A 22,988-nucleotide genomic window follows, 5' to 3' on the forward strand; every position below is an offset into this window, starting at 1 on the left:
TTCAACGAAGGCTGCGATCTTTTTTTTGGCGGTGTGCTGTCAGCGACGGTTCGCAGTCACGGCATCTGCACGACTGCCCGACACCTTGCGGCAGTGCACCAGCGCATCACGAATCATGAAGTTGACCAGGGTCGGCGAAACGCCGAGTTCCTTGGCAATGTCCTTTTGTGGCACGCCATGCAGACGGTACATCTCGAAGGCGTAGCGGGTGCGGACCGGCAGCTCGGTCAGCGCATCGGCAATGTGTTCCAGGGTCGAGAAGTTGATGTGTGAGGTTTCCGGCGAGGCGCCCTGAATGACCACGTTCAACCCTTCCTCCTCGGGGCCGGCGTACTTCTGCTCCAGCGCCTGTTTGCGGTAGTGATCGATGGCCAGATTGCGCACGATCTGGAACAGATAACTCAGCTGGGCCTTGATCGACGACGTGATCGGCGGCGCCGATTGCAGTCGGAAGAACGCATCCTGCACCACATCTTCGGCGCGTGAACGGCAGCCGGTAATGCGGGCTGCAATCTTGACCAGAATCAGTCGATTGTCGACGAATGCCTGAAGTAGCGGTGAATCGCACCTGCTTGTGGATACTTGTTCCGTCATGGAAATCACCTTGCTGCCAATAGGTTAGTGGGACGCCTGGGGGACGGGGCCGTCCTACACATCGAGCGACAAATTATGTTGAATGATAATGATTGTCAATTGAGAAAGAGAACTAATGATCCATAACGGTGCGATCCGTGAACTGCGACACGCCGCCGCACTCGTCCAAGCGCCCAGCCCCATTGGCGATCCAGCCTGCCGACTAATTATTTCAAGACGTCATCCGTTCTCATTGGTGAATGGTTCCGGGTACACAGCCCCGGCCATACCGCATTCCAATGCCTTGCACGGTCGGCGAAGACCGTGTCCCGCATGCCTTGCACGGGCATGCCGCAGCCAACCCGATTCCACCAGCAAGCCGAATTCAGGCAGGAAACCTCATGACCGACGCGTTCGAACTCCCCAGCACCCTGGTCCAAGCCCTCCAGCGCCGCGCGGCTCTGACGCCGGATCGGCTGGCCTTGCGTTTTCTCGCTGAAACCGAGGAGCAGGCTGTGGTGCTCAGTTATCGCGAACTCGATCAGCGTGCGCGCACCATCGCGGCAGCGTTGCAGGCCGAGGCCGGATTCGGTGATCGCGCGGTGCTGCTGTTTCCGAGCGGCCCGGATTACGTCGCGGCGTTTTTCGGTTGCCTGTACGCGGGCGTGATCGCGGTGCCGGCTTATCCGCCGGAATCGGCCAAGCGTCACCATCAGGAACGCCTGCTGTCGATCATTGCCGACGCCGAACCGCGTCTGCTGCTGACCAGCGCCGACCTGCGCGACGCCTTGCAGCAAATCGAAGGTGCGCCGCCGCTGTTGTGCGTCGACACCCTCGACGCCTCGCTGGCCGAGCGTTGGGTCGAACCGACCTTGCCGCAAGACCACATCGCCTTCCTGCAATACACCTCCGGCTCCACCGCGCTGCCCAAAGGTGTGCAGGTCAGCCACGGCAACCTGGTGGCCAACGAACTGTTGATCCGTCACGGTTTCGGTATCGACGTGAACCCGGACGACGTGATCGTCAGCTGGTTGCCGCTGTACCACGACATGGGCCTGATCGGCGGTCTGCTGCAGCCGATCTTCAGCGGCGTGCCGTGCATCCTGATGTCACCGGCGTACTTCCTCGGCCGGCCGTTGCGCTGGCTCGAAGCGATCAGCCAATACGGCGGCACCATCAGCGGCGGGCCGGACTTTGCCTATCGACTGTGCAGCGAGCGGGTCAGCGAATCGGCACTGGAGCGTCTCGACCTGAGCCGCTGGCGCGTCGCCTATTCCGGTTCCGAGCCGATCCGTCTCGACACCCTTGAGCGTTTCGCCGAGAAGTTCACTGCGTGTGGTTTCAGCGAAAACAGTTTCATGGCGTCCTATGGTCTGGCGGAAGCGACCCTGTTCGTCGCCGGCACGCCTCGCGGCACGGGCATTCCGGCCCTGCGCGTCGACGATCAAGCCCTGGCCCAGAACCGTGCCGAGCCGGGCGAGGGCAGCCCGATCATGAGTTGCGGCATCAGCCAGCCCGATCATGCGGTGCTGATTGTCGAGCCGACCACGCTGGCAGAGTTGGCCGACAACGCCGTCGGTGAAGTCTGGGCCACCGGCCCGAGCATCGCCCACGGCTACTGGCGCAACCCCGAGGCCAGCGCCAAGACCTTCGTCCAGCACGCCGGCCAGACCTGGCTGCGCACCGGTGACCTGGGCTTCATTAGCGACGGTGAACTGTTCATCACCGGTCGCCTGAAGGACATGCTGATCGTGCGCGGTCACAACCTCTACCCGCAGGACATCGAGAAGACGGTCGAGAGCGAAGTGGAGGTGGTGCGCAAGGGCCGCGTCGCCGCGTTCGCGGTCAATCAGAATGGCGAAGAAGGCATCGGCATCGCGGCGGAAATCAGCCGCAGCGTGCAGAAAATCCTGCCACCCGAAGCGCTGATCAAAGCCATCCGTCAGGCGGTGGCCGAGGCTTATCAGGAAGCACCGAGCGTGGTGGTGCTGCTCAACCCGGGTGCGCTGCCGAAGACCTCCAGCGGCAAGCTGCAACGTTCGGCCTGCCGCAATCGTCTGGCTGACGGCAGCCTCGACAGCTACGCGGTGTTCCCGTCGGCCACCGCTGAAACCAGCGAATCGACCGCGTCCGCCTCCGAACTGGAAGCCCTGATCGGCAAGGTCTGGGCCGAGCAACTCAACGTCAAGCAAGTCAACGCCGACGATCACTTCTTCCTGCTCGGCGGCAACTCGATCGCCGCAACTCAAGTGATCGCCAAGGTACGCGAAGAACTGAGCCTGGAGCTCAATCTGCGTCTGCTGTTCGAAGCCCCAACCCTGTCCGCGTTCGCCGCTGCCGTGGCGCAACAGCAGCAGGACGGCGGCAGCGCCCAGGGCGAAATCACCGCACTGTCGCGCAACGAAGCACTGCCACAATCGCTGGCGCAAAACCGTCTGTGGATCACCTGGCAACTCGATCCGCACAGCAGCGCCTACAACATTCCCGGTGCCCTGCGCCTGCGTGGCGAACTGGACGAAGACGCCCTGCGCGCCAGTTTCCAGCAACTGATCGAACGCCACGAATCCCTGCGCACGCGATTCTTCGAGCGCGATGGCGTGGCCCTGCAACAGGTCGAAGCGGCGGGCGAGTTCAACCTGCAACTGATCGACATCAGCGATCTGCCGGCCGCCGAGCGTGAGGCACGCGCACAACAGATTCGCGAAGACGAAGCCCGAACCCAGTTCGACCTGGAGAAAGGCCCGCTGCTGTGGGTGACGCTGGTTCGCCTCGACGACGAAGATCACCAACTGCTGGTGACGATGCACCACATCATCGCCGACGGCTGGTCGCTGAACGTGTTGATCGATGAATTCTCGCGCCTGTACGCCGCCGCGTCCCAAGGCCAGCGCGCCGAACTGGCGCCGCTGCCCACCCAATACGCCGACTATGGCAGTTGGCAGCGCCAGTGGCTGGCGCAAGGCGAGGGCGAGCGGCAATTGGCGTACTGGAAAGCACAGTTGGGTGATGAGCATCCGACGCTGGAACTGGCGACCGACCATCCACGTTCTGCCAAACAAATTCACAGCGCCGCACGCCACAGCGTTCGCCTGGGAATCAGCCTCAGCGACGCCATTCGCCAGACTGCCCAGGCCTATCAATCCACGCCGTTCATGCTGTTGCTCTCGGCGTTCCAAAGCCTGTTGCATCGCTACAGCGGTCAACGCGACATTCGTATCGGCGTGCCGAACGCCAACCGTCCGCGCCTGGAAACCCAGGGCCTGATCGGCTTCTTCATCAACACTCAGGTACTGCGCGCTGACGTCGATTCGCGTCTGCCGTTCACCGAACTGCTGGCGCAAACCCGTCAGGCTGCGCTCGGTGCTCAGGCGAATCAGGACCTGCCGTTCGAACAACTGCTCGAAGCCTTCCCGCAGGCTCGCGAACAAGGTCTGTTCCAGGTCATGTTCAACCACCAGCAACGCGACCTGAGTGCGCTCAAGCGTCTGCCGGGCGTGCTCGCCGAGGAACTGCCGTGGCACAGTCGCGAGGCCAAGTTCGACCTGCAACTGCACAGCGAAGAAGACCGAAATGGTCGTCTGACGCTGTCCTTCGACTATGCCGATGAACTGTTCGACGCCGCGACCATCGAGCGTCTTGCCGAGCATTTCAGCAACCTGCTGCGCGCTGTCTGCGAGCGCCCGGATCAGGCAATTGGTGACCTGCCACTGCTGACCGCCGACGAACACACTCAGCAAAACGCGTGGAGCGTCGCCCCATGCACGCCGGCTCAGCAATGGCTGCCGGAACTGCTGAATGAACAGGCCCGTCAGACCCCTGATCGCACCGCCCTGATATGGGACGGCGGCAGCCTCGACTTCGCCGAACTGCACGCCCAGGCCAACCGTCTCGCCCATTACCTGCGCGACAAAGGCGTCGGCCCGGACGTGTGCGTGGCCATCGCCGCCGAGCGTTCGCCGCAACTGCTGATCGGTCTGCTGGCGATCATCAAGGCCGGCGGCGCCTACGTGCCGTTGGACCCGGATTACCCGGCCGATCGTCTGGCCTACATGCTCAGCGACAGCGGCGTCGAACTGCTGCTGACCCAGACTGCATTGCTCGACCGCTTGCCGGCCAGCGAAGGCGTCAGCGTGATCGCCATGGACACCCTGCACCTGGAGAACTGGCCGAGCCAGGCACCGGGTCTGCACCTGCATGGCGAAAACCTCGCCTACGTGATTTACACCTCCGGTTCCACCGGCCAGCCGAAAGGCGTGGGCAACACTCACGCGGCGCTGGCCGAACGTCTGCAATGGATGCAGAACACGTATCGCCTGAACGACACCGACGTGCTGATGCAAAAGGCGCCGATCAGTTTCGACGTGTCGGTGTGGGAATGCTTCTGGCCGTTGATCACCGGCGCGCGCCTGCTGATCGCCGGCCCCGGTGAACACCGCGATCCGCATCGCATCGCGCAGTTGGTTCAGCAGTACGGTGTGACCACGCTGCACTTCGTACCGCCGCTGCTTTCGCTGTTCATCGATGAACCGTTGAGCGCCGAGTGCACCAGCCTGCGTCGCGTGTTCTCCGGCGGTGAAGCGCTGCCGGCGGAACTGCGCAACCGCGTGCTGGCGCAACTGCCGGCGGTGCAACTGCACAACCGCTACGGCCCGACTGAAACCGCGATCAACGTCACCCACTGGCATTGCAGCGTGGCCGACGGCGAGCGTTCGCCGATTGGTCGTCCGCTGGGCAACGTGGTTTGCCGTGTGCTCGACAGCGATCTCAACCCAGTGCCGGCCGGTGTGCCGGGTGAGCTGTGCATCAGTGGCATCGGCCTGGCCCGTGGTTACCTCGGCCGCCCGGCGCTGACCGCCGAACGTTTCGTGGTCGATCCGCTGGGTGAGCAGGGTGCGCGTCTGTACCGCACCGGTGACCGCGCGCGCTGGACCAACGATGGCGTGATCGAATACCTCGGCCGTCTCGATCAGCAGGTCAAACTGCGCGGCTTCCGCGTCGAGCCGGAAGAAATCGAAGCGCGTCTGCTCGCTCAGGATGGTGTCGCCCAGGCCGCCGTGCTGGTGCGTGAAACCGTCGCCGGTCCGCAATTGATCGGCTATTTCACCGCCACCGATGCCAATGAAGATCAGGACGCGCAAATCGCTCGCCTGAAAACCGCACTGGCCGCCGAGCTGCCGGAATACATGGTTCCGGCACAACTGATGTGCCTGGACGCAATGCCCCTGAGCCCGAGCGGCAAACTCGACCGTCGCGCCTTGCCCGAGCCGCAATGGCAGGTGCGCGAACACGTCGAACCGGTCACCGAGCTGGAACAACAGATCGCTGCGATCTGGCGCGAAGTGCTGGGCCTGAAACAGGTCGGCCTGCGCGACGACTTCTTCGCCCTCGGCGGTCACTCGCTGCTGGCCACGCAAATCATTTCCCGCACCCGTCAGGCCTGCGACGTCGAATTGCCGCTGCGTGCCTTGTTCGAACACAGCGAACTCGGTGATTTCGCCGAACAGATCCGCCAGATCCAGGCCAGCGGCCGCACCAACAAACAGCCGCCGATCGACAAGGTTGATCGCAGCAAACCGGTGCCGTTGTCCTATTCCCAGCAGCGCATGTGGTTCCTCTGGCAGATGGAACCGGACAGCCCGGCGTACAACGTCGGCGGCATGGCGCGCCTGCGTGGCGTTCTGGATGTCGGGCGTTTCGAAGCAGCGTTGCAAGCGCTGATCCTGCGCCACGAAACCCTGCGCACCACGTTCCCGAGTGTCGATGGTGTGGCCCGTCAGCACGTGCATGCCGAGACCGGCGTGCGCATGGACTGGAAGGATTTCTCGAAATTCGCCGCTGATGTGCGCGAGCAGAAGGTCCAGCAACTGGCCGACGATGAAGCGCATTTGCCGTTCGATCTGGAGACCGGCCCGCTGCTGCGCGCCTGTCTGGTCAAGACTGCCGAGCACGAGCATTACTTCGTCCTGACCCTGCACCACATTGTCACCGAAGGCTGGGCGATGGACATCTTCGCCCGGGAACTCAGCGCGCTGTACGAAGCGTTCGTCGATGACCGCGACTCACCACTGGAGCCGCTGCCGGTGCAGTACCTCGACTACAGCGTGTGGCAACGCAACTGGCTGGAGTCCGGCGAGCGTCAGCGTCAGCTCGACTACTGGACTGCGCAACTGGGCCGCGAACATCCGCTGCTGGAACTGCCGGGCGACCGTCCGCGTCCTCCGGTGCAGAGTCATCAGGGCGAACTGTTCCGTTTCGACCTCAGCGATGACCTTGCCGCTCGCGTTCGGGCGTTCAACGCGCAGAACGGTCTGACCCTGTTCATGACCATGACCGCCGCACTTGCAACGTTGCTCTATCGCTACAGCGGCCAGACCGACCTGCGCATCGGCGCGCCAGTAGCCAACCGTATCCGTCCGGAAAGCGAAGGGCTGATCGGGGCGTTCCTCAACACCCAGGTGTTGCGTTGCCAGCTCGACGGCCAGATGTCGGTCGGCGAATTGTTCGAGCAGGTGCGTCACACCGTGATCGAAGGCCAGTCCCATCAGGACCTGCCGTTCGATCATCTTGTTGAAGCTTTGCAGCCACCGCGCAGCGCGGCGTACAACCCGCTGTTCCAGGTGATGTGCAACGTGCAGCGCTGGGAATTCCAGCAGAGCCGCATGCTCGCCGGGATGACTGTTGAATACCTGGCCAACGATGCGCGGGCGACCAAGTTCGACCTCAACCTGGAAGTCACCGACCTCGACCATCGCCTCGGTTGCTGCCTGACTTACAGCACCGACTTGTTCGATGAACCGACCATCGCGCGCATGGCCAGACATTGGCGCAACCTGCTGGAAGCGTTGATCGCCGACCCTCAACAGCGCCTCAGCGAATTGCCATTGCTCGATGCGCCTGAGCAACAACAATTGCTCGACAGCCTTGGCGTCGAGCCGGGCGAGCGTCGTCTCGATCAGTGCATTCATCACCTGTTCGCCGAGCAGGCACTGGCGCGCAAAGATGCGCCGGCCCTGACCTTTGCCGGGCAGACCCTGAGCTACGCCGAACTCGACGCCCGCGCCAATCGTCTGGCCTGGGCCCTGCGCGAACGCGGTGTCGGCCCGCAAGTGCGGGTCGGTCTGGCGCTGGAGCGTTCGCTGGAAATGGTCGTCGGCCTGTTGGCGATCCTCAAGGCCGGCGGTGCCTACGTGCCGCTGGACCCGGAATACCCACTCGACCGCCTGCATTACATGATCGAAGACAGCCGCGTCGGCCTGCTGCTCAGCGACCGGGCGATGTTCAAAGCCCTCGGCGAGCTGCCGTCGAACGTGGCGCGCTGGTGCCTGGAAGACGACAGCGCAGCGCTGGCTGATTACCCGGCTACCGAGCTGCCATTTATCAGCCTGCCGCAGCATCAGGCGTACCTGATTTACACCTCGGGCTCCACCGGCAAGCCGAAAGGCGTGGTGGTGTCCCACGGTGAAATCGCCATGCACTGCCAGGCCGTGATCGAACGCTTCGGCATGCGTGCGGACGATTGCGAGCTGCACTTCTATTCGATCAACTTCGACGCCGCCACCGAGCGTCTGCTGGTGCCGCTGCTCAGCGGCGCGCAGGTAGTGCTGCGTGCGCAAGGACAGTGGGACGCGGAAGAAATCTGCAGCCTGATCCGCGAACATCGGATCAATATTCTCGGCTTCACCCCGAGTTACGGCAGCCAGTTGGCGCAGTTCCTCGCGACGCAAAACGACATCCTGCCGGTGCGCATGATCATCACCGGCGGCGAAGCGCTGACCGGCGAACACCTGCAGCGGATTCGTGCAGCGTTCAAACCGAGCCTGTTCTTCAACGCCTATGGCCCGACCGAAACCGTGGTCATGCCGCTGGCCAGCCTTGCACCCGAGGTGCTGGAAGAGGGTGCCGGTAGTGTGCCGATCGGCAGCGTGATCGGAGATCGCGTGGCCTACATCCTCGACGCCGATCTGGCACTGGTGCCGCAAGGCGCGACTGGTGAGTTGTTCGTCGGCGGCGCCGGCCTGGCCCAGGGTTATCACGACCGCGCCGGCATCACTGCCGAACGTTTCGTCGCCGACCCGTTTGCCGCCAATGGCGGGCGCATGTACCGCACCGGCGACCTGGTGCGCCAGCGCGCCGATGGTCTGGTGGAATACCTCGGGCGGATCGACCATCAGGTGAAGATCCGTGGTTTCCGGATCGAACTGGGCGAGATCGAAACCCGCCTGCTCGATCACGCTTCGATCCGCGAAGCGGTGGTGCTGGCGCTGGATGCACCGAGCGGCAAGCAACTGGTCGGCTATCTCGTGACCGAGGTCGCTTCGCGAAGCGAAGCCGAGCAAGCAGAACTGCGCGAAGCCCTCAAGGCGCACCTGAAGACGCAATTGCCGGACTACATGGTGCCGACGCATTTGATTCTGCTGGCCAGCATGCCGCTGACCGCCAACGGCAAGCTCGACCGTCGCGCCTTGCCGGCGCCGGATCCGGAGCTCAATCGTCAGGATTACGTGGCGCCAAGCAACGAGCTGGAGCAGACCCTGGCGCAGATCTGGTGCGAAGTGCTCAACGTCGAGCAGGTCGGTCTCAACGACAATTTCTTCGAACTGGGTGGCGACTCGATCCTGTCGATTCAAGTGGTCAGCCGCGCGCGTCAGCAGGGCATTCACTTCAGCCCTCGCGATCTGTTCCAGCACCAGACTGTACAGACGCTGGCCGCTGTCGCCAGTCGCAGTGAAACCGTGACGGCCGAACAAGGTCTGGTCTCCGGCGAATCGCGTCTGACGCCGATTCAGCACTGGTTCTTCGACACCGAGATTCCCGAGCGACAACACTGGAACCAGGCGTTGTTGCTGGAGCCGACTGTGGCGCTTGAACCGCATCGTCTGGAACAGGCGTTGCTGGCCGTGATCGAGCAGCATGACGCCTTGCGCCTGCGCTTCACCGAGGCCAACGGCGTATGGCAAGCGACCCATCAACCGGTCACCGATGCCGCCGTGCTGTGGCAGGTTCGCGTGCCATCGATGGACAAGTGCGCCGCACTGTTCGCCGACGCCCAGCGCAGTCTCGACCTGGAGCGGGGCCCGCTGGTGCGCGCCTTGTTGATTGACGGGCCGGAGGGTCAGCAACGACTGTTCATCGCGATCCATCACCTGGTGGTCGACGGTGTGTCGTGGCGCGTACTGCTCGACGATCTGCAAACCGTGTATCGCCAGCTCGACGCCGATCAGTCGGTGAAACTGCCGGCGAAAACCAGCGCCTTCAAGGACTGGGCGGCACGCTTGCAGGCCTACGCCGGCAGTGAATCCCTGCGTGAAGAACTGAGCTGGTGGCAGGCGCAACTGGCTGGCCCGAATGCCGATTTGCCGTGCGAACGCCCTGAGGGTGGCCGCGAGAATCGTCACGCGGAAACCGTCAGCGTGCGTCTGGATGCAGAAAAAACCAAACAACTGCTGCAACAGGCACCGAGCGCCTATCGCACGCAGGTCAACGATCTGTTGCTGACCGCGCTGGCCCGCGTGCTGTGCCGCTGGAGCGGTCAAGCGTCGGCGCTGATTCAACTGGAAGGCCACGGCCGCGAAACCCTGTTCGACGAGATCGACCTGACCCGCACCGTCGGCTGGTTCACCAGTGCTTATCCGTTGCGCCTGACTCCGCACAACATCGAAGAAGCCGCCGGGCAGGGCGCTTCGATCAAGGCGATCAAGGAACAACTGCGCGCCGTTCCGCACAAAGGACTCGGTTATGGCGTGCTGCGTTATCTGGCCGATGACGTCAGCCGCCAGAGCATGGCAGCGTTGCCGAATGCACCGATCACCTTCAACTACCTCGGCCAGTTCGACCAGAGTTTCGGCAGCGATGCGCTGTTCCGTCCGCTGGATGAATCGGTCGGTGCCGCCCACGATCCGCACGCACCACTGCCGAACGAGTTGAGCGTCGACAGTCAGGTGTACGGCGGGGAACTGCTGCTGCGCTGGACCTTCAGCGCCGAACGTTACGACGCCCAGACCATCAACGACTTGGCCGATGCCTACGTCGGTGAGTTGCAGAGCCTGATCGAACATTGCCTGCAGGACGAGGCCGGTGGTCTGACGCCGTCGGACTTCCCGTTGGCGAAACTGACCCAGGCGCAACTCGACGCACTGCCGGTGCCGGCGGCGCACATCGAAGATGTGTACCCGCTGACCCCGATGCAGGAAGGCATGCTGCTACACACCTTGCTGGAGCCGGGCACCGGTCTGTACTACATGCAGGATCGCTATCGCATCAACAGCGAACTCGACCCCGAGCGTTTCGCCCAGTCGTGGCAAGCGGTGATCGCCCGTCATGAAGCGCTGCGTGCGTCGTTCTGCTGGAACGTCGGCGAAGACATGTTGCAAGTGATCCACACACCGGGTCGCACGCCGATCGAGTACCTGGACTGGAGCGCCATCGCTGACGCCGAGCAGGAGCCGAAACTGCAAGCGCTGCTCAAGGCCGAGCGCGAAGCCGGCTTCGATCTGCTCAATCAGGCACCGTTCCACCTGCGCCTGATCAAGGTTGGCGCGGCGCGGTACTGGTTCATGATGAGCAACCACCACATCCTGATCGATGCCTGGTGCCGCTCGCTGCTGATGAACGATTTCTTCGAGATCTACACCGCTCTGGGCGAAGGTCGCGAAGCGCAATTGGCGGTGCCGCCGCGCTACCGCGATTACATCGGCTGGCTGCAACGCCAGAGCCTGGCCGAGGCGCGTCAGTGGTGGCAGCAGAACCTGCAAGGGTTCGAGCGCACCACGCCGATCCCGAGCGACCGTCCGTTCCTGCGTGAACACGCTGGGGAAAGCGGCGGCATGATCGTCGGCGACCGCTACACCCGCCTCAATGTCGAGGACGGCGCCCGTCTGCGCGAGCTGGCCCAGGCCCATCAACTGACCATCAACACCTTCGCCCAAGCGGCGTGGGCACTGGTGCTGCGACGCATGAGCGGTGATCGCGACGTGCTGTTCGGCGTGACCGTGGCCGGGCGTCCGGTGGAAATGCCTGAGATGCAACGCACCGTCGGCCTGTTCATCAACAGCATCGCGCTGCGGGTGCGGATCCCGGCGGACGATCAACGCGCCAGCGTGCGTCAGTGGTTGAGCGGTCTGCTCGACAGCAACATGCAGCTGCGCGAGTACGAATACCTGCCGCTGGTGAACATCCAGGAGCAGAGCGAATTGCCGAAGGGCCAGCCGCTGTTCGACAGCCTGTTCGTGTTCGAAAACGCCCCGGTGGAAGTCTCGGTGCTGGACCGTGCACAGAGCCTCAACGCGACGTCGGACTCGGGCCGTACTCACACCAACTTCCCGTTGACGGCGGTGTGCTACCCGGGTGATGACCTCGGTCTGCACCTGTCTTACGACCAGCGTTACTTCGACGAGTCGACCATCGAGCGCATGCTCGGCGAGTTCAAGCGTCTGTTGCTGGCGCTGGTCGACGGCTTCCATGGCGACATGGCAGACCTGCCGCTGCTGGGCTTTGATGAACAGGATTTCCTGCTCCACGGCTGCAACCAGAGTGAGCACGACTATCCGCTGGAGCAGAGCTACGTCGAACTGTTCGAAGCGCAGGTCGCGCAACATCCGCAACGCATTGCCGCCAGTTGCCTCGATCAGCAATTGAGCTACGAGCAACTGAACCACAACGCCAACCGTCTCGGCCATGCACTGGTTGCGGCCGGGGTGCAGATCGATCAACCGGTGGCGTTGCTGGGCGAGCGCAATCTGGATCTGCTAGGCATGATCATCGGCAGCTTCAAGGCCGGTGCCGGTTACCTGCCGCTGGACCCGGGGCTGCCGAGTCAGCGTCTGCAACGCATCATTGAGCTCAGTCGCACGCCGGTGCTGGTGTGCACCGAGGCTTGCCGTGAACAGGCGACGACCTTGCTGGATGAATTCAGCTGCGCCAACCGTCCACGCCTGCTGGTGTGGGAAGAGGTTCAGGCGGGCGCGGTGTCGTCGGCGAATCCGGGCCTCTTCAGCGGCCCGGACAACCTGGCCTACGTGATCTACACCTCGGGCTCCACCGGTTTGCCGAAGGGCGTGATGGTCGAGCAGCGCGGCATGCTCAACAACCAGTTGAGCAAGGTGCCGTACCTGAATCTGAGCGACGCCGATGTGATCGCCCAGACCGCGTCGCAAAGCTTCGACATTTCGGTCTGGCAGTTCCTCGCCGCGCCGCTGTTCGGGGCGCGGGTGGACATCGTGCCGAACACCATCGCCCACGATCCGCAAGGTTTGCTGGTGCATGTGCAGCAGCAGGGCATCACCGTGCTGGAAAGCGTGCCGTCGCTGATCCAGGGCATGCTCGCCTCGGATCGTTTGAGCCTGGATGGCCTGCGCTGGATGCTGCCGACGGGTGAAGCAATGCCGCCGGAACTGGCGCACCAATGGCTGCTGCGTTATCCGGACATCGGTCTGGTCAACGCTTACGGCCCGGCGGAGTGCTCGGACGACGTGGCGTTCTTCCGTGTCGATCTGGCTTCGACTCGCGGTAGTTACCTGCCGATCGGTACGCCGACCGACAACAACTTGCTGTACCTGCTCGATGGCGCGCTGGATCTGGTGCCGCTGGGTGCGGTGGGTGAGTTGTGCGTGGCCGGCACCGGTGTCGGTCGTGGTTATGTCAGCGATCCGCTGCGCACCGCGCCGGTGTTCGTGCCGAATCCGTTCGGCGGGCCGGGCGAGCGTCTGTATCGCACCGGTGACCTGGCGCGCCGTCGCAGCGACGGGGTGCTGGAATACGTCGGCCGGGTCGACCATCAGGTGAAGATTCGCGGTTACCGGATCGAGCTGGGTGAAATCGAGGCGCGTCTGCACGAACAACCGGAAGTCCGTGACGGGGCGGTCGGCGTGCAGGAAGGTGTCAACGGCAAGCATCTGGTCGGCTACCTGGTGGCCGCAGATTCCGCACTGAATCAGAGCGAACGGCTGGAGCGGATCAAGCAGCGCCTGCGCGCCGAACTGCCGGAATACATGGTGCCGCTGCACTGGTTGTGGCTCGACCGGTTGCCGCTCAACGCCAACGGCAAACTCGACCGCAAGGCCTTGCCGGCGCTGGAGATCGGCCAGTTGCAGAGCCAGGATTACCTGGCGCCGCGCAGCGATCTGGAGCAAACCCTGGCCGATATCTGGGCCGAGGTGCTGAAGGTCGAGAAGGTCGGCGTACGCGACAACTTCTTCGAACTCGGTGGCCACTCGCTGCTCGCCACACAAATCGCCTCGCGAGTGCAGAAAACCTTGCAACGGGATGTGCCGCTGCGAGCGATGTTCGAGTGCAGCACGGTGGAGGAACTGGCCGAGTACATCGAAGGGCTGGCGGCCAGTGACATTACCGAAGAGAAGGTGGATCGGTTGAATGATCTGATGGCGGCGCTGGAAGGTTTGTAGTCCTCAGCGCCTGTGCGTTCAACACAATTCAACCGGTACATTCACGTACATTTCCAAGGTTGACGATCGAGAACCGGCAGCTCAGGCTGCCGGTTCTCTTTTTTTTGTCGCGGGGGTAGTCGATGCCTTTCTTCACGGTGGACGGACAAGCGCTTCATTACATTGATCAAGGCACAGGCCCGGCGGTGCTGCTGGCTGGCAGCTACCTGTGGGATCAGGCCATGTGGGCACCGCAGATCGCTGCGTTGTCGCCTCACTATCGGGTGATTGCTCTGGATCTGTGGGGCCATGGTGAATCGGGGCGTTTGCCTGAAGGCACCACATCACTGGATGACATCGCACGCCAGGCGCTGGCCTTGCTCGATCATCTGGACATCGACCGGGTGACGCTGGTCGGGTTGTCGGTCGGCGGCATGTGGGGCGTGCGCCTCGCTCTGTCGGCACCGCAGCGGCTCAACGGTCTGGTACTGATGGACACCTACGTCGGCGTCGAGCCGGAACCGACCCGTCAGTATTACTTTTCCCTGTTCAAGCAGATCGAAGAAAGCGGCGAGATCTCCGAGCAGTTGCTCGATATCGTGGTGCCGATCTTCTTCCGTCCGGGCATCGATCCGCAGTCGGCGTTGTATCAGGATTTCCGCGCAAAACTCGCCGGTTATTCCGCTGATCGCCTGCGTCAAAGCATCGTGCCGATGGGGCGCATCACCTTTGGCCGCGATGACCTGTTGCCGCGTCTGGGCGAGTTGAATGCGGCGACCACACTGGTGGTCTGCGGCGATCAGGACAAACCCCGTCCACCGTCGGAAGCCAAGGAGATGGCCGAGCTGATCGGCTGCCCGAGTGTGCTGGTGCCCGAGGCCGGGCATATCTCCAATCTGGAGAATCCGGAGTTTGTGACGGAGGTGTTGTTCAGCTTCCTGGCGGAGCGCCATTAACAAGATCGCCGCGTGTCGCAGCTTTTACAGGGGGGTGTGTTTCCTGTAGGCGCTGCGACGCGCGGCGATCTTTTGGTCCTGCTTATTTCGGCCCGAGAATCTTCGCCAGCTTGTCCGGCGTCGGCGCGCCTTGCTGTTGTTGCAGCTCACCCTTGTCGTCCATATAGAAGATCGCCGGGGTGGCCTGTAATTCCAGGTCCTCCATCAACTGCATGTTCGCTGCGAGTTTGGTCTGCACGGCGGCCGGAATGTTCTTCAAGGCCTTGAGCGTGCTGGCTGTGCCGGCCTTTTCGTGTTCTTCCAGGGCCTTGGCCGGGTCTTTGGCGGCCAGCAGCGCGGCGGATTTGGCCGGGCTGTCTTCGCGGATGATGCCGACCATGATGTGGCGCAACTGCACCTTGCCGGCCTTGACCCATGGGCGGGCCTGTTCCCAGAACATGTTGCAGTACGGGCAGTTCGGGTCGCTGAACAGGTACACCGTGCGCGGTGCATCCTTGTTGCCGTCCTGAATCCAGTTGCTGGCCTCGAACTTGGCCCAGACTTCCTTGGCCATCGGCGCGTAGACCAGTTTTTGCAGCGGTGCGCTGCTCAGGTCGTTGCCGTCGGCGTCGTACAGATTGCCCAGCAGCACGTGCTTGCCGTCCGGCGTCAGGTACAGCGCCATGCCCCGGTTCTGGTATTGCGCGGCGTAGCCACGCAGGCCGTCGGGCGCGTCGAACTGGCCGACGATTTTTGCGCCCTTGGCTTCGATCTTCTTGATCGCGTCAGGCAATTCTTCAGCGGCCTGCACCGACGGCAAGTGCAGCAGGGCAGCGCCCAGAGTCAGCGTCAGCAGGTGGCGGAGGCGGGGCATGGCAGTTTCCTTGCAGAGGTGGCCGGTGCGGCGTTCGTATTCGGATTGGGGATGTCGAAGTTTTCCAAGGCTCGAGCCAGACTGGCGTTCGACAACTCGCCCAGATGACTGGCCAGCAATTGACCTTCGGGGCTGTAGAACAGCGTAGTCGGCAATGCCATGGAACCCACGGCCTGGCCCAGATGACCGCTACGGTCGAACAGCACGTTGTTCAGGCTCAGGCCCTGGGTTTCGAGGAAGGTCGCGACGCTTTGCATGCTTTCGGCCTGATTGACGAACAGGAACGTCAGGTCCGGGCGTTGCTGCTGGGCGTTTTCCAGCACCGGCATTTCCCGGCGGCATGGCGGGCACCAGGTGGCCCACAGGTTGATCACCAGCGGGCCGCCCTGATAGTCGGCGAGTTTCACGGTTTCCCCGGCGGCGTTGCGCAGGGTGATGTCCGGCAGACGTGTGCCTTGCTCGTAGATGCTCAGTGACAGGGTGGCCAGCAACCAGAATGCCACGCCACTGACCACGCCGAACCCCAACGGTCGACGCAAACCCGGCCGCCGCCAGCCGCGATACAGCGCGGCCAGCAGCAATACGATCACCCCAGGCCAGGCGAGAAAACCACCGTCGCGCAGGTCGATGATCTGCCACGGATCGTTGCGGTAATGTCCCCAGTACACGGCAACAAACGCGACGCGCGCCGCGAGCATCCCGAGCAGGAACAGACTGAACAGCGCCGACTCGGGGTTATCGCCACCGCGCTTGGCCACCCGCCAGCCGACGAAGGTCGCCAGCGCCAGGGCGCTGATCAGCAACAGGTGGTTAAGCGCAATGGCAAAGGTGCCGAGGGTGAAGGTCAGCATTAACGGGCGTCTCGGGTGGTGGTCCAGTGTTGCAGGAAGGTGTCGGCATCGACCTCGCCGGTGATGCGCTGGCTGCGGCGCTCTTCACCGTCGCCGCCGATCCACACAAAAGTGGGTGGTCCCGGCACTTTGTAGCGGCCAAGCAGTTCGCTGCTGGCGGCGTTGTCATCGGTGACGTCGACGCGCAGCAAGCGCACATCGCTCAGGGCCTGCATCACCCGTGCCTGGCCGAATACCTTCTTTTCCATGATCTTGCACGACTTGCACCAGTCGGCGTAGTAATCGAGCAGTACCCACTGGCCCTGAGCCTTGGCCGCGTCGAGTTCGCGTTGCAGGGCTGCGGGAGTGTTGATCGTAGTGAACGCTTCATGGCCGTTTGTTGCCGCCGCCCCGGTGCGCCCGGCGCTGTACACCTGCAACGGTTGAAACGGATCATCGCTGCCGCCCGCTGCACCCACCACCAACAATCCGCCCCACAGTCCCAGCAACAGCGAGCTGGCACCGAACAACTGGGCGACCCGGCCGAAGCCTTCGGACTGTTTCCAGGCGCAATAAGCGGCGATCAACAGCAGCGCGCCGCACAGCGCGAGCCACAGCGACGGATCGAGCACCGGGCGCACGATTAACACCGCCGTGCCCAGGAACAGGAAACCAAACATGCCTTTGAGCAGGTTCATCCATGCGCCGGGTTTTGGCAGGAATCGATTGCCGACAGTCACCAGCAACAGCAGCGGTACGCCGATGCCGATGCCCAGCGAAAACAGGATCAGACCGCCGTGCAGCGCATTGCCAGTCTGCGCAATGTAGAGCAGGGCACCGGCCAACGGTGCGGTCATGCACGGCCCGACCAGCAGACCGGACAACGCGCCCAACACACCCGCACCGACCAGGCTGCCGCCGCTGCGACTGCGCGAGGCATGTTCCAGTCGATCTCGCAGGGCTACCGGCAGTTGCAGCTCGAAGAAACCGAACATCGGCAGCGACAGGATCACAAACACGACTGCGAAAGTGCCCAGCAGCCAAGGGTTTTGCAGCCACGCTTGCAGATTGGCCCCCAGCAGCGCGGCGATAACGCCCATGGCCGCATAAATCAGCGCCATGCAAACCACATAGCTGCTGGCCAGCGCGAAACCACGACGTGGCGTAGCACCGCTGCCCACGACCATGCCAGCCAGAATCGGCAGCATCGGCAACGAGCAAGGCGCAAAGGCCAATACCAGTCCGAAACCGAAGAACGCCAGCAGGCTCCAGCCCAACGAGTGCTGTTGCAGACCGCTGGCCAGCGCTTGATCCTGTGCCTCATCCGTCGCCACAGCGGCCGCTTTGCCACCGAGGTCGATCACGCGAGTTTGCGGTGGATAGCACAGGCCGGCATCGGCGCAGCCCTGATAACTGACCTTGATCTGGCCTTTGGCTGCTGCCGGGATTTTCAGTTCGAGGCCCTGGCGATAGACCGGTTGCTCGCCGAAATACTCGTCACTGTGGGATTCGCCTTCGGGCAGCGCTGGGGCGTTTTCCGCCGCCAGCCCGTCGAATTTCAGGCGTTTCTGATACAGGTAGTAACCGTCGGCGATCTGCCAGAACAGTTGGGTTTCGCCGGAGTCCAGGCGTTCGGACGTCAGAACAAAGGCCTTGTCGACCAGTAGAAATTCCGGTTTTGTCGCAAAAGGATCGTTCCCTGCCTGGGCCAGACCCGAAATCAACAGTGCAAACAATAAAAAAATATGACGCATGGAGGAGCCTTGTCCCTGTGCAAGTGATGAGCACAATGGGCGGCGGCGATTAACCGATGATTAACCGCGGCACCCTTGTCGCTGTGGCGTTCGGGGCATAATGTCAGCTTAATCGGCCAACCGCCTAATCGGCTTTTTTCTACGGGACTCACCATGCACGTACTGGTTTGCGAAGACGATGAGTTGATCGCCAGTGGCATCGTCGCCGGGCTGACGGCCCAGGGCTTGACGGTCGAACACGTCAACACCGCCTCCAAGGCGCGGGCGATCCTCAAGGTTGCCGAATTCGACGTGATGGTGCTCGACCTCGGTTTGCCGGACGAAGATGGCCTCAAACTGCTGCAGCAACTGCGGCAGCAGGGCCTGGAGATTCCGGTGCTGATCCTCACTGCGCGGGATTCGGTCACCGACCGGGTCGACGGCTTGCAGTCCGGCGCCGACGATTACCTGCTCAAGCCTTTCGATCTGCGTGAGTTGTTTGCGCGTCTGCAAACCCTGCTGCGTCGCGTGGCCGGGCGTAGCGTCAACCTGATCGAGCACGGCGCGCTGACTTACGACCCGAGCAGCCGCGAAACCACCCTGGCGGGCCGTTCGGTGGACCTGTCCCGTCGCGAGCAATCCCTGCTGCAAGCCTTGCTGCACAACCGTGGCCGGGTGCTGTCCACCGAGCAATTGAAGGACAGCGTCTACGGTTTCAACGATGAACTGGAAAGCAACGCGCTCAACGTGCACATCCACCACCTGCGCAGCAAACTCGGCAAGGGCATCGTCGAAACCGTACGTGGTCTGGGCTATCGCCTGGGCCCGGCCGATGGTGGAGAACCTGACAAGTGATGAGTCTGCGCCTGCGCCTGAGCCTGACCCTCGGCGCCGCATTCGCACTGATCTGGGCCTTGGCGGCGGCCTGGATGCTCAGCGACCTGCGCAACCAGATGATGTTTTCCCTCGACCAGCGGCTGGTGGCTTCGGCGCGGATGGTCGCCGGGTTGCTGGAGCAATTGCCGGCGATACCGAGCAAAGGCGAGGGCACTCACTTCAGCGCCGAACAACTGAACATTCCCGGCGGGATGGCCTGTCAGGTCAGCTCGTTGCGCGGCGAAATCCTCGCCCGCAGCCACAACAATCCGGAACAGGCACTGGAAGCCCAGAAAATGGGCTTCCATGACCAGATGATCGACGGCGCACCCTGGCGCACCTTCACCCTGGCCCGGGGCGATGTGCGCATCACCACCGCTGACCGGGTGATCGAGCGTGAAGCCTTGAACATGTCGATCCTGCTGGCGGCTTCGGTGCCGGTGGGTGTGGCGCTGCTTGGCTGCCTGTGCCTGCTGTGGCTGGGGATCGGTCAGGGGCTGGCGCCGCTCAATCGCTTGCGCGAAGCCTTGATGCGCCGCAATGCCGACTCGCTCGAACCGTTGCAGTTGCAATCATTCCCCAGCGAACTGAAACCCCTGCTCGAGACCCAGAATCAGCTGTTCCAGCGCATCGGCAAGACCATCGAGCGCGAACGTCGCCTGACCGGTGACGCCGCCCATGAACTGCGCAGCCCGCTGACGGCGATCAAGACCCACCTGCAAGTGGCGCGCATGACCGAAGGCAGTGCCCGCGATCAGTCCCTGGCCCGGGCCGAGGAGGGCGCCGATCGCTTGCATCGAACCCTGGAGCAATTGCTGTTGCTGGCCCGGGTCGAGGGCAGTCTGTCGTTCGACGACGGCGTGCAGTGCAGCGCCGAGCAAGTGGCGAAACTGGCGATTCAGGACTCCGCCAGCGGCGAGCGTCAACGGATCAAACTGCATCTGCCCGAAAAGTTGTCCGGCGCGCCTCTGCAAATGCCGGCAGTGTTGTCGATCGCGGCCTTGCGCAATCTGCTCGATAACGCCCTGCGCCATACCCCGACGGAAGGCGCCGTGGAGCTGAGCCTGGAAACCACCGGCAACCGCGTGCGCTTCGTGGTTCGCGATCATGGGCCGGGGATTGCGCCGGACGATCTGCAACACCTGACCCAACGGTTCTGGCGTAACGGCCAGAGCACCGGCTGCGGGCTCGGGCTGGCGATTGTCCAGGCAATTGTCCAACGCTGTGCCTGCACCCTGCATTTCGACAGTCGCCCGGATGGCTTGCGGGTCGAGCTGACCATGCCGCTGCAACCGGCCTGAGCCCGGCACATCAAATGTAACCTCTCTCCATTGGTCATCGGCCGGCCACGACGCTATTGTCGCCCCAGCCTTTGACTCAATGGATTGAGGGAAACAGCGCCATGGATGCATCCATCTACATTTGCCCGGCCACCCCGGCCGATGCCGGCATCATCAGCCGCATCATCGAGCGTTCGATCCGCGTCGGTTGTGCGCTCGACCATCGTAACGACCCCCACCTTGTCGATGCCTGGATCCGCCAGCAATCGCCGGAACACATCAGTGCCTGGCTCACCGATCCACAGCGTTATCTGAACATCGCCCTGATGCAGGGCCGACCGGTGGGCGTCGGCATGGCGCTGGCCGACGGCGATGTCACTCTTTGTCATGTGCAGCCGGAATGGTTTCGCCGGGGCGTCGGCCGGGCCCTGATGGCTGACCTTGAAGGCTGGCTGCTGACTCGCGGCAGCGCCCGTTCCGTGCTCACCAGCACCCGCACCGGTGAAGCCTTTTATCGGCGTCTGGGGTATCGCGAATCGGCGCCGCCGCTCATTCGCCACGGCATGCGCAGCCTGCCGATGCACAAGTCGCTGCCGCTGTCGGCATGACAACTCGCTCAAGGGTGTAAATCCTTGAGGGTCTGGTGCGTTTCCAGAACAGGAAAACCTGCATGTGCGCCCCGCGACCGGAACGCGCACCTGTGCGGTGTGCAGTTTTGGTCACTATCCATAGCGAATTGAGGGGTCGAGAGATGTCAGTCGCCACCAGCCTTATCGAAGAGTCGTCGGCCCGGATCGCCTCCGCGCCGGCGGAAACGCTGTATCAGTTCAATGAATCGCCGCTGCTGGCCCGCCAGAGCCAGCAGGAATCCAATGCCCGCAGCTACCCGCGACGCATTCCCCTGGCGCTGAAGCGCGCCAAGGGCCTGTATGTCGAAGACGTTGAAGGCCGCACGTTCATCGATTGCCTGGCCGGTGCCGGCACCCTGGCGCTGGGGCACAACCACCCGGTGGTAATCGAAGCCATCCAGCAGGTGCTGGCCGATGAGCTGCCGCTGCACACCCTCGACCTGACCACGCCGGTGAAGGATCAATTTGTTCAGGACCTGTTCGGGTTGCTGCCGCCAGCCTTGGCCAAGGAAGCGAAAATCCAGTTCTGCGGCCCGACCGGCACCGACGCGGTGGAAGCCGCGCTGAAACTGGTACGCACCACCACCGGACGCAGCACCGTGCTGTCGTTCTCCGGCGGTTACCACGGCATGAGCCAGGGCGCGTTGAGCCTGATGGGCAGCCTTGGTCCGAAAAAACCGTTGGGTGCGCTGCTCAGCAATGGCGTGCAGTTCATGCCGTTCCCGTACGACTACCGTTGCCCGTTCGGCCTCGGTGGCGCGGCGGGCGTGAAGGCCAACCTGAGTTACCTGGAAAACCTGCTCAACGACCCTGAAGCCGGGGTGCAATTGCCGGCGGCGGTGATCGTCGAGGCGGTGCAGGGCGAGGGCGGTGTGATTCCGGCGGACATCGAGTGGCTGCGCGGTCTGCGTCGTATCACCGAAAAGGCGGGTGTTGCACTGATCGTCGACGAGATCCAGAGCGGTTTCGCTCGCACCGGCAAGATGTTCGCCTTCGAGCACGCCGGCATCACCCCGGACGTGGTCGTGTTGTCCAAAGCCATCGGCGGCAGCCTGCCGCTGGCGGTGGTGGTCTACCGCGACTGGCTCGACACCTGGCAGCCGGGCGCTCATGCCGGCACCTTCCGTGGCAACCAGATGGCGATGGCCGCCGGTTCCGCGGTGATGCGTTACCTGGTCGAGCACAAGGTCTGCGAACACGCCGCCGCCATGGGCGAACGCCTGAGCGAGCACCTGCACATCCTGCAGCGTGACTTCCCGCAACTGGGCGACATTCGTGGTCGTGGCCTGATGCTCGGCGTCGAGCTGGTCGATCCGAACGGTGCGCCGGACGCGCTGGGCCATCCACCGGCCTTCGCCCGTCTGGCGCCGCTGGTGCAGCGCGAGTGCCTCAAGCGTGGCCTGATTCTGGAATTGGGCGGGCGGCATGGCGCGGTGGTGCGGTTCCTGCCGCCGCTGGTGATCACCGCCGCTGAAATCGACCGCGTCGCCGAGATCTTCGGTCGTGCACTGAGCGCCGCGACCGCTGCCCTGTAAATTTTTCGCCGCGCCGAACGTTCCTTCTACATACCCGGCTGCACCCACCGTGCAGCCCACCCCTACAACGATGGAGACACAGCATGACGTCAGTATTCGACCGCGAGGACATCCTCTTTCAGGTCGTGGTCAACCACGAAGAGCAGTACTCGATCTGGCCGGATTACAAGGCCATTCCGGAAGGCTGGCGCACCGTGGGCAAGAGCGGCCTGAAAAAGGAATGCCTGGCCTACATCGAAGAAACCTGGACCGACATGCGTCCGCTGAGCCTGCGCCAGAAGATGGACGCGCAAGCGGCTGCACAGTAAGTCACCGGCCAAAAAGAAACCCGCTGGACTGGAAAC

At 63.1% G+C, this 22,988-nt stretch carries 11 protein-coding genes; 7 read left to right on the forward strand and 4 right to left on the reverse strand.

What is annotated here, in order from left to right:
• Nucleotides 1-39 precede the first annotated feature (39 nt).
• Nucleotides 40-594, reverse strand: a complete 555-nt coding sequence (locus tag AC1RME_RS23150) for an RNA polymerase factor sigma-70 (protein ID WP_096821112.1) — start codon at nucleotides 592-594, stop codon at nucleotides 40-42.
• Nucleotides 595-974: 380 nt separating this feature from the next.
• On the opposite strand from AC1RME_RS23150, the gene AC1RME_RS23155 reads away from it, so the two are divergent.
• Both AC1RME_RS23155 and AC1RME_RS23160 read left to right on the forward strand, forming a co-directional pair.
• Complete coding sequence (locus tag AC1RME_RS23155) at nucleotides 975-13,973, forward strand: non-ribosomal peptide synthetase (RefSeq protein ID WP_493091778.1); 12,999 nt, start codon at nucleotides 975-977, stop codon at nucleotides 13,971-13,973.
• Between the two features lie 122 nt (nucleotides 13,974-14,095).
• Nucleotides 14,096-14,908 (forward strand): alpha/beta fold hydrolase, encoded by an 813-nt coding sequence (locus AC1RME_RS23160; protein WP_096821114.1) that lies wholly within the window; start codon nucleotides 14,096-14,098, stop codon nucleotides 14,906-14,908.
• 82 nt (nucleotides 14,909-14,990) lie between these two features.
• On the opposite strand, the gene dsbG is transcribed toward AC1RME_RS23160, so the two are convergent.
• The 3 genes from dsbG to dsbD are packed head-to-tail and all read right to left on the reverse strand — an operon-like array spanning nucleotide 14,991 to nucleotide 18,345.
• Nucleotides 14,991-15,761 carry a thiol:disulfide interchange protein DsbG gene (dsbG, locus tag AC1RME_RS23165; RefSeq protein WP_096821115.1) on the reverse strand — a complete coding sequence of 257 codons (771 nt, stop codon included), beginning with the start codon at nucleotides 15,759-15,761 and terminating at the stop codon, nucleotides 14,991-14,993.
• Complete coding sequence (locus AC1RME_RS23170) at nucleotides 15,737-16,612, reverse strand: TlpA disulfide reductase family protein (protein ID WP_096821116.1); 876 nt, start codon at nucleotides 16,610-16,612, stop codon at nucleotides 15,737-15,739. Before AC1RME_RS23170 ends, dsbG begins: the two co-directional genes overlap by 25 nt.
• Nucleotides 16,612-18,345: a protein-disulfide reductase DsbD gene (gene dsbD, locus AC1RME_RS23175; RefSeq protein WP_096821117.1), complete on the reverse strand. Its 1,734-nt coding sequence runs from the start codon at nucleotides 18,343-18,345 to the stop codon at nucleotides 16,612-16,614. The genes AC1RME_RS23170 and dsbD overlap by 1 nt, the downstream gene beginning before the upstream one ends.
• Before the next feature lie 153 nt (nucleotides 18,346-18,498).
• Between dsbD and AC1RME_RS23180 the strand changes: the two genes are divergently transcribed.
• The 5 genes from AC1RME_RS23180 to AC1RME_RS23200 all read left to right on the forward strand — a co-directional run bounded on the left by AC1RME_RS23180 (nucleotide 18,499) and on the right by AC1RME_RS23200 (nucleotide 22,952).
• Entirely contained in the window at nucleotides 18,499-19,179 is a 681-nt protein-coding gene (locus AC1RME_RS23180) for a response regulator (protein WP_085607085.1), read from the forward strand.
• On the forward strand, nucleotides 19,179-20,501 hold the full coding sequence (locus tag AC1RME_RS23185) for an ATP-binding protein (RefSeq protein WP_096821118.1): 1,323 nt from the start codon (nucleotides 19,179-19,181) through the stop codon (nucleotides 20,499-20,501). The genes AC1RME_RS23180 and AC1RME_RS23185 overlap by 1 nt, the downstream gene beginning before the upstream one ends.
• A gap of 101 nt (nucleotides 20,502-20,602) precedes the next feature.
• On the forward strand, nucleotides 20,603-21,088 hold the full coding sequence (locus AC1RME_RS23190; RefSeq protein ID WP_096821119.1) for a GNAT family N-acetyltransferase: 486 nt from the start codon (nucleotides 20,603-20,605) through the stop codon (nucleotides 21,086-21,088).
• A 143-nt stretch (nucleotides 21,089-21,231) separates the two neighbouring features.
• Entirely contained in the window at nucleotides 21,232-22,644 is a 1,413-nt protein-coding gene (locus AC1RME_RS23195) for an aspartate aminotransferase family protein (protein ID WP_493091781.1), read from the forward strand.
• Nucleotides 22,645-22,727: 83 nt separating this feature from the next.
• A complete protein-coding gene (locus AC1RME_RS23200) occupies nucleotides 22,728-22,952 on the forward strand; it encodes an MbtH family protein (protein WP_096821121.1) in 225 nt (74 codons plus the stop codon).
• Nucleotides 22,953-22,988 lie beyond the last annotated feature (36 nt).

This window comes from Pseudomonas sp. GW822-FHT03F08 (genome assembly GCF_058801265.1).